This is a genomic window from Verrucosispora sp. ts21 (assembly GCF_002879555.1).
Classification (GTDB): Bacteria; Actinomycetota; Actinomycetes; order Mycobacteriales; family Micromonosporaceae; genus Micromonospora; species Micromonospora gifhornensis.
This window is the reverse complement of sequence record NZ_PNOZ01000015.1, coordinates 98,395-107,721: the sequence shown is the minus strand read 5'-3', so window position 1 is coordinate 107,721 and position 9,327 is coordinate 98,395. Positions and strand designations below refer to the sequence as shown.

The window sequence follows — 9,327 nt, the reverse complement described above, 5'->3', positions numbered from 1 at the left end:
CCACCCCACCGCCCACCACCCCGCCTCCGGGTGCGTCCTGCACCGCGGTCTACATAGTCCAGGACCAGTGGAACGGCGGATTCGTCGCCAACGTGACCGTCACTGCGGGAACCACCGCGCTCAACGGCTGGCGAGTCACCCTCACCCTGCCGAGCGGCGCGTCGGTGGTCAATGTCTGGAACGGCGTCCGCAGCGGTACGAGCGGCACCGTCACCGTCACGAACGAGCAGTACAACGGACGACTGACCGCAGGTCAGACCACCAGTTTCGGATTCCAGGGCGCCGGTAACGGCAGCGGAACCACCGCCACCTGCACCGGAAGCTGAAATCCCACGACTGCCGAGCCATCCTCGTCCTACGCACCGACGGGTTCACCGGGGCGCAGGATGAGGATGGCTGGTCACCGGCGCCGTACGAGCCGCCAGCCCAGCAACCCGTACCAGATCATGACGGGTAGCTGGAGGGCGTAGCCGAGTTGTTCCAGGGTTGGTGACATGCCGTTGGTCCCGGTGGTCCACACAACGGCGACGGCGGCGAGGCCAGCCAGTGCGGCCAGCACTCCGGCGAGGCGGAGCCGGTCCGGTAGATCGACGCCGACCGCGCTGACCGCGGTGGCGGCCGCCCAGAGCAGCCCGGCAAGATTGACCGTCCACTTCGCGGTGAGCAACACCGCGCCGGCCGGCCAGCACCAGCCCCGCCGCGGTCAACGCCTTGGAGGCAAAGCAGGCGCTGCCCGCACGGGGGAACGGGCAGCGCCTGAGCGGCAATGATAACCCAGGGCGTCAGCTCTGGCTCGCGACGACAGCCGGTACCGCCGGCAATGCTGAACTTCCACCCGGGCCGCAGGTCGAAGCCCCTGTGGACCCCACCCTCCCCACAACATCAGGGCCGCGCCCTCTCCCCGGAGGCGGGCTCACCGGAGAACCGGGCGACGGTTTCACGTACCAATGGCTCAGACAGCGAGATCGATATCAACGCCAGCCTACGGGCGTCGGCCTCGACGTCGACATGCGCAACCTTCGCCGGCTGCGGCTCAAGGTCAGGTTCAACCTCACGTCGAACGACACGACCTTGTTGAAGACGCCGTACGGCAACCAGAATCGCCGCCGCCTCACCAGCCGCTGCCGCCCGGGCCTCGTCCCAGCCGAGTTCAGCCGCCCGACCTGAAGCGGCGGTCCTCACCTGGGCATCCTGCGGCCCCAGGGCCTGGATGCCATCACCGATTTCCACACATCGCCGGTACAGCCGCTGCTCCACGCCGAACACCCACCATGGATCACGCTTGGGCCGCCGCGGCGTCACCAGCACGATGTCCGGAACCGCCTGGTACAGCAGATACCACAACGCGTGCAGGTCCCGGTACATCGCGCTTCGACGAGGCCAGGCTCGAACGCCGTCCACCGCCTTCCACAACGTCGCCAGAACGAAGCTCGAACAGATCAACACCACCGAGAACGTGACAAGCGTCTGGGTGACCACCGGCTCTGGCCACGGAGGTGCGAGGTCGGCCAACTTCAGTCCGAGGAACAGCGCCTTGTGCGCAACGAACGCCGCGCCGAACGCCGCACCAGCGCTGAGCAACCCCATGATGATCTTCAGCCGGGTACCGGCATAGCGCGCGTATCCGACCGACATCCGCAGGATGTCCACAACGGTCACCCCGAGGTAGAGCAGGAACGCGAGCATGTAGATCGAGACCTGCGGCATGTCCCCGTAGCGTTCGGCGAAGTGCAGCGGCTCCGACTCAGGAAAGCCTGCGGCGTGGAACATCGCGATCATGACAGCCAGCACGACGCCCAGGAACACCAGCCGCCGTGGCATCAACCTGCGCGCCTTCTCCGGGTCACCCAGATGAAGGAACAGGAACTGGATCGCGGTGGCTGCGATCAGCGCCGACCCGTGCTCAATCGGCTTCGCCAGGTTCGCCACACCCGAGACCCTGTCGATCAGGCTGTGGACGGGAGCCCAGCCGGCCGTCACCGCGATCCCGCATCCCAGACAGATACCTGCCTTCGCCAGGATCCTCCGGTTACCTGGATCTCGATGCAATGCCCAGAGCTTCACGATCAGCGCCACCGCGGCGACCACAGCCGCCACTACATGTCCGGCTGCTACCACCACGAGCCTTCTCCCCGTCTACTCCGCCAGAACGGCAGCTATGCGGTACATCACCGCTGCCGTTGCGTCCGCAAGATCCTCAAAGGCGCCTACCTGATCCCCGCCGTCGAGCCGGGCACCCAGGTAGGTTGCCAACAGCTCTGCGTCGTGCTCCTGCTGCTCGCCGAAGGCCGAAGTCGAACGCGCGAGCACGACTTCCGTCGGCGTGTCACCAAAGCCGCCGACCTGGCCCGTCCCCCGCGAGAGAGCTGCATGGCCGGCATGCCGCAGTGCGATGTGCATCAGCTCGTGCAGGATCGTCTGGAGCCGGAGAATCGGCGGCGAGTCGCGGCCGTAGAGAACATAGTCGGCTTCGGCCGTGGCCACCCACAGTCCACATGGCCCCGTCTGCTCGACGCTCATGGCGACGAACTGAATGCGACGATGTCGTACCGTCTCCAGGGTCGCCACCAGTGCCTGTACCGTCAGCGGCATCGGCAGGTCGAACTCAAGCTGGCGCAGGAGGCGATGTATTCGACGTTGTTGGTGCCACATCGCCTACTGCCACTCCCCCCGCGTAGAGAGCCCCGCACCGGAACACCGTCTTGCCGCTTGTTCAGGATGTCCTGGTAGGGCGCTCGATTGTTCAGCCGAGCGGACAACCACAACGGTGGCAGACGCAAGCAGGCAGCTTAGCTAGACGAAGCCGGTTCCGGGGAGTTCCATCGAGCGATAGTTCGTGGAAATTCGACCGCTGGGAGCAGAATGCAGATGTGACCGTAGCTATCAGCAGTCAGGCTCGACGACCGGCCCACCGTGTGGCTCGCATCGCGACCGAAGTGCTCGCGCCTGCCCTCCTGGCCGCTGTCATGCCCGTTGTGGTCGGAACGGCCAGCGCTCCGTCGATCCGTGAAGGCCTGCCATGGGCGCTGACCGGAGCGCTTTTCTGCGCCGTCATCCCGAACAGTCTGATCTGGTGGGGCGTACGTCGTGGTCGGCTGACGGACCATCACATTCGGGTCCGTGAGCAGCGGCGAACTCCGCTGGTCTACGGATTGTTGTCGGTCATCACCGGCATTGCCCTGATGGTCAGCTTCGACGCTCCCCGACGACTCCTCGCCATGGTTGTCGTGATGCTCGCCATCGGCGTGGCAGTCACCGTCGTCAACCTCTTCTGGAAACTCAGCATCCACGCGGCGGTGGCCGCGAGCTCCGCCGCGGTACTTGTGATCGAGTTCGGTCCGACGCTCCTGGTGTCGGTGCCCGTAGTGGCGCTCGTCGGCTGGTCACGGGTCCAGTTGGGCGAGCACACCACCGGTCAGGTCCTCGCCGGCACCATCGTCGGTCTGCTCGTCGCAGTGCCGACGTTCATTCTGCTGCGCTGAGTCCGGCCTACTCTGGCTGGTTTCGCCGACCCGATGCCTTGCTCTGCGCCTCCAGTGCGGCGACCTGTTCGACTATCGCGCGCAGGCTCGCCCGAGACGGCCCGGCAGGCATCCGTCGGGCGAGCACCGTGATGGTCTCAAGGTCAGGATCGGCCTCCATCTCGACGTTCGCGCTGACGGCGTCCGATGCGACCGAGTCGAAGAAATAGTTCGGCTGCACTCGGAAGAAGTTCGCTAACTGCTGGATAGCCGACCGCGTGGGATTGTCTCTCTGCCCATTGAGGAGGTAGTTGACATAGCTGGTCGACAACCCCGTTGCCTTTGCCACCTCGTCCGGTGTGTACGGCTTGCCTGTGCCGGGCTTGCGACAGGTGTCGAACAGGTGCCGTAGCCGGGCCGCGAACGACCCGTTGGCACAGTCGGCCATGGCCCCCTCCTGATCAAACCCCGCGCACCACCATTGTGGTCGAGTGCGGGCGCTCTATCCACAATGGTTGCGATTGGCGCCGCTCACGTGCTTGACTGGCCGCACCCGACCACTGTTGTGGCAGTGACACCGTAGCGGACAACCATAGTGAAGCGACAGGTGAACCCGACATCAGGTATGTCGACGCCACATACCGCACAGTCGGGCGGTGACGCCGATCGCGGAGGGGACGAAACGGGGGATGCGCAAGCCAGCCCAGAGTCCGCACCACAGAACTCTGGCACCGGCAATGGGGGGTTGAGAGCCGGTACGGCCGCAGCGCATCAGGGGGGATCGTGACCCGACGCGAATCGGCAACCGTGGCCCCGGGCCTTTGACCGCCCGGGGCCACCACAACCGGTCGGCTTTCGGGAATCCGCCTGCGAAACCGGATCGTACGGCGCCTCCGCCTCCGTCAGGCGGAGCGGTGCGGATTCTCGCTCGATGACGCCGCCTCGGCCGGCCGAACCGCAGACAGATCCGGGCGGGTGCCGGCAATTCCGGCTGCCTGCTCGTGTGCTCGGTTCAGGATCGCTTCGGCCTCCTGTCGGGCGGAAGTCACGATCGCCTCGCTCTCGCGCTGCGCCTCGGCACGGTGGTCATTGGCCTGCTCCTCGGCGAGTTTGAGGATCTGTTCCACCCGGGTGCCGAGGCCGCTGAGGGTGGGTCGTTGGCGGTTCTGCCGTTGTGGGGCAGCGCCTGCGTTCGTCGTGTCGCCGGGCCCCCCGGCGTCCCCGTCGTGGTCCACCAGGCCGTCCCCGACGAGGTCGGATTCGCCCGTACCGACCATGCCGAGCGCGAGACCGAGCACAACGATCACGGCACCCGACCAGACAGCGACCGGGCCGAGGGCGGGACCGATTGCGACGCCGACACCGAGCCCGACAAGGACGGCGGCAGTCTTGACCGGCTTGCGCATAGCTTCTCCTCGCCTGATCCGGAGATGGGCGTGCGGAATCAGCATGGCGAACATGTCAACCGGATCGCCCTGGACCGGGTGCCGCGTCGGTGTCGGCCGGCGCATGTCGAGCGTCATCTGGCACCATGGCAACGTGCGGCGAGATCCCCTCAGGCCACCGACCTCCGTGCTGGCGGACGCCGACGTGGTGCTCGTGGGCCTGTTCTCGGCGAAGGACACCGGGATCGGCGCGAAGCTCGATCTACTGGCGACGTCGGTGCAGGTGTACGGTGGGCGGGTCGTGAGTCGGCACGTCCAGCGGCGCGGTGTCTCACACGGCGGTGCGGCGAAGATGAGCCTGCCGTTCTCCCGGCGGACGCTGCTCAGCCCTGGCAAGGCACGCGAGATCGCGACAGCATGCCGGGCTGCGCAGATCGACGTCGCGGTCTTCGTGAACCCGCTGACGACACACCAGCAGAGCGTCCTCAGCGAGATGTTCGGGTGCTTCGTGATCAGCGGTGAGGACCTCCCCGCCGCCGGCCGGTGAACACTCCACATGCTGCCGACCGTGCAACGCACGACAGATGGTCCGCTGCGGTCAGGTAAGTACGGTGGCGTCGTCGAACACCAACGGTGACCACTGCGGTGCGCCATCGCGTCCGTGTTGGGGGTCGACGCCGAAGGGCGGGGGCTCGGCCGCGTGCAGCCAGGAGTCGTACAGATCCGGGTCCGCCTCGGCCCACAGCGGTCCGCGTTCGTGCCACAGGATGTCCTCGGGCCGGGTGTTGAGCAGGTCCGCGGTGGTAGCAGCGGTCACCGGCTCACCCAGCTTCCGCCACGCGTCGACGGTCAGACCGGCGTGCGTGACCAGGAGTTCTTCTCCGTCGGCGGTGCGCACTGCGGCGGCCACCCGCAGGCGGTCCCGCAGCCACCAGCTTTTCAGCAGGGCGGCGTCCTCGTCGGGCAGCCGCTGCGGCCAGAACATCTCCGCACCCAGGTACTGCGATTCGTGGTTACCGACGAGCTGGATCCACCGCCGCGGATCCTCCAGCCGTCGCCGAACGAAGGCCAGCACGCCGGGGCTGTCCGGCCCACGGTCGATCAGGTCGCCGACCTGGATCACCACGGCATCCGGGTCGGTCTGCGCGGACGCCACCGCCTGAGACAGCTGATCGGCACATCCGCCGACATCACCAATGATCACGACCTTCGCCATGCCGTCCTCCGTACGCCTGATGCCCCGGCTGGCAGCGGTGCCGCCGGTTCCTGATTGACTCACCCCATGGAGCTGGTTGTCGATGCCGGCGACGTGTCCCTGCCGGCCACGCTGGACGGGCCGACGCGCGGCGCGATCGTCGTCCTGCACGGCTCCGGCGAGCCGCGACGCTCGTACTTCCTCTACGAGCACCTGGCGCGGGTGTTCCCGGCGGCTGCGCTTCGACCGTCGTCCGTGTGAACGGGGCGACGTGCCGTACGTCGTCCAGGCCGACGACGCCCTGGCGGCCGTCGCCCAGGTGCGTCGTCACGTCGGCGACGTTCCCGTGGGGTTATGGGCGTGGAGCCAGGGCGCCTGGCCCGCGTCCGCGGTCGCGGCCCGTCGGCCCGAGCTGATCTCGTTCCTCGTGCTGGTCGCCGGTAGCGGGGTGAGCCCGGCTGCCCAGATGCGGTACGGGACCGTACAGCAGTTGCTCCTGAACGGCTACGCAAGCGCGGAACTCGCCGACCTGACCCGCCTGCGAGAAACCCTGGAGAACGCCGTACGCGGGCACATCGACCGTACGACCGCGCAGGCGGTCATCGACGGGTACGCCGACCGGCCGTGGTTTCCCCTCGCCCACGTCCCGCGCGACCTGGACGACCATCGCGGCACCTGGGAGGACATGGACCACGACCCGGAGCCGGTCATCGCGCAGGTGCGCTGCCCGACACTGCTGTTCTACGGCGAGGCCGACGAGTGGACTCCCGCCGACGACAGCATCGCCGTGTGGCGGCGCGCCGCCGCCACCGACGACCTGACCGTGCACCGGCTCGCCGGCTGCACCCACCTGCCGACCGCGGGCGGGGCCGAAGCGCTCGAATCGATCAGCTCCGACTACCGCAGCACGATGCTCACCTGGGTGCAGCAACGAATGCGCCGCTGACCCGTCGACGTCAGCACCGGCCCTAGATCAGACGGCGCCGTACCCGCCACACCACCACGCCGATCAGGATCGCCGCGACGGCGACGAACAGGGCCGCCTCGATGAGCTGGAAGGTCCAGAACCGGTCGGCCGGGTGGTGGACCCCGAACTGCTGGACGCCTCGGGCGTGCAGGAACTGGTTGAGGTTGGTGCCGGCCTGGTTGGCGGCCTCCTCCAGCTCGTAGTACTCGGTCGAGCTCAGTCTGCGTCCGGTGGCGTCCGCGTAGCCGCGTTCGATCGTCCAGTCGGCGACGCTGTGCCCCGCCTGGTCCTTCGCGCCGCCGACGGGGACCGGGGCCATGGTGGTGAGTGGCGTGGCGTACGCGGGGCGGGCCAGCAGCGCCACCGACATCCGGGCGGCGAGGAACGCCCCGAACGCGACGCCGAACGCGGGCAGGCTGCGCCGCAGGATCGCCCCTGCGGCGGTGGCGACGCCGAACGCGAACAGCGCGTACGCCATCGGAACGAGTCCCTCCAGGTCGAAGGCGTCGTACTGGAACCGTCCTTCCCACGCGTCGAAGGGCTGACGGAACCAGGTGAGCACCGCGGTGAACATCCCGGTGAGCGCGACGGTGACGCCGGCAAGTGCCGCGAGCTTGGCCGCCAGCCAGCGCATCCGCGGCACGGCCTGCGTCCAGGCGAGCTGCCAGGTGCCGTCCTCCAGTTCGCGCGCGAGCAGCGGCGCACCGAGGAACGCACCGATGACGACGGGGACCAGGTAGAAGGCCGCCAGGAGGTTCTCGAGGTACCCGTACTCCTCGTCGAGCCGGCGGAAGGCGGCCGTGCAGGCCTCGTCGACACCGGCCTCGCCCGCACAGCGGGCGGGACCGCCGGGGAACAGGTCGTGGGCCTGCGTCCCGAGCACGAGCAGGGCGACGCCGAACATGCCGACGAGCAGACCCAGGACGCAGACCTCGGTGCGGTGCTGACGCCAGATCAACCACCTCATACCGGCACCTCCGACGGGACCGTGGCGCTCGGCTCGGACGACCGGCGCAGGTACGCCAGCACCAGCTCCTCCAGCGCGACCGGCTGGGCCTGCCAGCCGGGCGCGGCCGGGAGCCCACCGTCGCGTACCAGCAGGGTCGTGTGCCGGTCGCTGTGGACGGCCTGCACGACGGTGCCGGCCCGGTCGAGGTCGGTGGCCGTACGCGGGCCGACGAGCAGCCGGTGCTCGGCGAGGAGGGTGTCGATGTCACCGGTGAGCGTGACCCGACCCTGGTTGAGCACGACCAGGTGGTCGCAGACACGCTCCAGCTCGTGCACGACGTGCGAGGAGAACAGGACGGTCACCCCGCCTTCGGCCACCGCACCCATGAGGACCTGGAGAAACTCGTGCCGGGCCAGCGGATCGAGGCTGGCCACCGGCTCGTCGAGCACGAGCAGGTCCGGCCGCTTCGCCAGGGCCAGAGCCAACGCGACCTGAGCCTGCTGCCCGCCGGAGAGCGTGCCGGCCCGGCGGTCGAGCGGGATGCCCAGTTTCGCCAGCCGGCGCTCGGCCAGCCCCTGGTCGAACCGCAGGTTGCAGGCCCGGCCGAAACGGAGCATCTCGGCGACGGTGAAGCGCTTGTACAGCGGGTGGTCCTGGGCCAGGAACCCGACCCGGGACAGGGTTTGCGGGGTGCTGGCGGTGACGTCGTGGCCGAGAACCTCCACCGTGCCCGTGCTCGGGGCCAGCAACCCGACGACCAGGCGCAGCAGCGTGGTCTTGCCCGCGCCGTTCGGCCCGACCAGGGCGATCACGCCGCCCGCCGGCAGGGCCAGGGTGCAGTCGCGCAGCGCCCAACCCTTGCGGTACCGCTTGCCCACACCGTCGGTGCGCAGCGCGAACTCGGTCCCTGTCACGCCACGTCCTCGTTCCTCGTCTGCTGGTGGACGGAAGTGAAGAGCGCGTTGACCGACTGTTCGTCGAGGCCGGCCGCGTAGGCGCGGCGCAGCCAGGTCTCCAGGCCGCGACGCAGCGAGGTGTACGTCGATGCCGACATCGCGGCCGACTGCTGTGCGTTGACGAACGTGCCCTGGCCGGGCCGACCGGTGACCAGGTCCTCCTGCTCCATCTGGCGGTACGCCTTGGCGACGGTGTTCGGATTGATCGCCAGGTCCTCGACCACCTCGCGGATGAGCGGGAGCCGGTCACCGGGTTGGAGAAAACCGAGCAGTACCGCCTGGCGGACCTGCTGGACGAGTTGCAGATACGGCGGCACCCCGGAGCGGGTGTCGAGCCGGAAGACGAACACGGTGACTCCTCACTGCTTCACTAGGAAGATAGTAAAGCAGTGAATCACTGGTCAAGAGGGGCCG

General features: G+C 68.3%; 13 protein-coding genes and 1 pseudogene. 5 read left to right on the top strand and 9 right to left on the bottom strand.

Annotated features, from left to right (window positions below; all coding sequences use genetic code 11):
- Positions 1 to 326, top strand: a 326-nt coding sequence (locus C1A38_RS09225) for a cellulose binding domain-containing protein (protein WP_199180147.1), incomplete at its 5' end; no start/stop codon positions are given.
- Between the two features lie 74 nt (positions 327 to 400).
- Here the strand turns inward: C1A38_RS09225 and C1A38_RS09220 are convergent.
- The 3 genes from C1A38_RS09220 to C1A38_RS09210 form a co-directional block, all read right to left on the bottom strand.
- A complete protein-coding gene (locus C1A38_RS09220; RefSeq protein WP_199180146.1) occupies positions 401 to 670 on the bottom strand; it encodes a hypothetical protein in 270 nt (89 codons plus the stop codon).
- 212 nt (positions 671 to 882) lie between these two features.
- The gene (locus C1A38_RS09215; protein WP_353505513.1) at positions 883 to 2,088 is read right to left on the bottom strand and encodes an MAB_1171c family putative transporter; all 1,206 of its coding nucleotides are present in this window, start codon (positions 2,086 to 2,088) and stop codon (positions 883 to 885) included.
- 48 nt (positions 2,089 to 2,136) lie between these two features.
- A complete protein-coding gene (locus C1A38_RS09210) occupies positions 2,137 to 2,652 on the bottom strand; it encodes a hypothetical protein (protein WP_146017493.1) in 516 nt (171 codons plus the stop codon).
- Positions 2,653 to 2,915: 263 nt separating this feature from the next.
- Between C1A38_RS09210 and C1A38_RS09205 the strand changes: the two genes are divergently transcribed.
- Positions 2,916 to 3,482, top strand: coding sequence for a phosphatase PAP2 family protein (locus tag C1A38_RS09205; protein WP_102657406.1), 567 nt, complete (start codon positions 2,916 to 2,918; stop codon positions 3,480 to 3,482).
- A 7-nt stretch (positions 3,483 to 3,489) separates the two neighbouring features.
- Here C1A38_RS09205 and C1A38_RS09200 read toward each other — a convergent pair whose 3' ends face one another.
- Both C1A38_RS09200 and C1A38_RS09195 read right to left on the bottom strand, forming a co-directional pair.
- The gene (locus tag C1A38_RS09200; RefSeq protein ID WP_102657405.1) at positions 3,490 to 3,909 is read right to left on the bottom strand and encodes a helix-turn-helix domain-containing protein; all 420 of its coding nucleotides are present in this window, start codon (positions 3,907 to 3,909) and stop codon (positions 3,490 to 3,492) included.
- 567 nt (positions 3,910 to 4,476) lie between these two features.
- A pseudogene (locus C1A38_RS09195) lies at positions 4,477 to 4,621 on the bottom strand (cell division protein DivIVA); the annotation flags it as partial.
- Between the two features lie 379 nt (positions 4,622 to 5,000).
- Between C1A38_RS09195 and C1A38_RS09190 the strand changes: the two are divergent.
- A complete protein-coding gene (locus tag C1A38_RS09190) occupies positions 5,001 to 5,393 on the top strand; it encodes an HflX-like GTP-binding protein (RefSeq protein WP_199180145.1) in 393 nt (130 codons plus the stop codon).
- A 51-nt stretch (positions 5,394 to 5,444) separates the two neighbouring features.
- On the opposite strand, the gene C1A38_RS09185 is transcribed toward C1A38_RS09190, so the two are convergent.
- Positions 5,445 to 6,062 (bottom strand): metallophosphoesterase, encoded by a 618-nt coding sequence (locus C1A38_RS09185; protein ID WP_102657404.1) that lies wholly within the window; start codon positions 6,060 to 6,062, stop codon positions 5,445 to 5,447.
- Positions 6,063 to 6,128: 66 nt separating this feature from the next.
- Between C1A38_RS09185 and C1A38_RS31715 the strand changes: the two genes are divergently transcribed.
- Both C1A38_RS31715 and C1A38_RS09180 read left to right on the top strand, forming a co-directional pair.
- Complete coding sequence (locus C1A38_RS31715; RefSeq protein ID WP_233196724.1) at positions 6,129 to 6,302, top strand: hypothetical protein; 174 nt, start codon at positions 6,129 to 6,131, stop codon at positions 6,300 to 6,302.
- A gap of 10 nt (positions 6,303 to 6,312) precedes the next feature.
- Positions 6,313 to 6,987 carry an alpha/beta fold hydrolase gene (locus C1A38_RS09180; protein WP_233196723.1) on the top strand — a complete coding sequence of 225 codons (675 nt, stop codon included), beginning with the start codon at positions 6,313 to 6,315 and terminating at the stop codon, positions 6,985 to 6,987.
- Between the two features lie 22 nt (positions 6,988 to 7,009).
- Here C1A38_RS09180 and C1A38_RS09175 read toward each other — a convergent pair whose 3' ends face one another.
- Genes C1A38_RS09175 through C1A38_RS09165 form a run of 3 tightly spaced genes read right to left on the bottom strand, consistent with a single transcriptional unit; the run spans position 7,010 to position 9,263 of the window.
- The gene (locus C1A38_RS09175; RefSeq protein WP_102657403.1) at positions 7,010 to 7,975 is read right to left on the bottom strand and encodes an ABC-2 membrane transporter-related protein; all 966 of its coding nucleotides are present in this window, start codon (positions 7,973 to 7,975) and stop codon (positions 7,010 to 7,012) included.
- Positions 7,972 to 8,871: an ABC transporter ATP-binding protein gene (locus C1A38_RS09170; protein ID WP_102657402.1), complete on the bottom strand. Its 900-nt coding sequence runs from the start codon at positions 8,869 to 8,871 to the stop codon at positions 7,972 to 7,974. The genes C1A38_RS09175 and C1A38_RS09170 overlap by 4 nt, the downstream gene beginning before the upstream one ends.
- On the bottom strand, positions 8,868 to 9,263 hold the full coding sequence (locus tag C1A38_RS09165) for a GntR family transcriptional regulator (protein WP_102657401.1): 396 nt from the start codon (positions 9,261 to 9,263) through the stop codon (positions 8,868 to 8,870). The genes C1A38_RS09170 and C1A38_RS09165 overlap by 4 nt, the downstream gene beginning before the upstream one ends.
- Positions 9,264 to 9,327: the final 64 nt, after the last annotated feature.

What these genes read in the sequence shown, in the direction of transcription:
- C1A38_RS09175 (WP_102657403.1), bottom strand. Translation starts at nt 7,975, where the DNA reads ATGAGGTGGTTGATCTGGCGTCAGCACCGCACCGAGGTCTGCGTCCTG.
- C1A38_RS09185 (WP_102657404.1), bottom strand. Translation starts at nt 6,062, where the DNA reads ATGGCGAAGGTCGTGATCATTGGTGATGTCGGCGGATGTGCCGATCAG.
- C1A38_RS09200 (WP_102657405.1), bottom strand. Translation starts at nt 3,909, where the DNA reads ATGGCCGACTGTGCCAACGGGTCGTTCGCGGCCCGGCTACGGCACCTG.
- C1A38_RS09210 (WP_146017493.1), bottom strand. Translation starts at nt 2,652, where the DNA reads ATGTGGCACCAACAACGTCGAATACATCGCCTCCTGCGCCAGCTTGAG.
- C1A38_RS31715 (WP_233196724.1), top strand. Translation starts at nt 6,129, where the DNA reads ATGGAGCTGGTTGTCGATGCCGGCGACGTGTCCCTGCCGGCCACGCTG.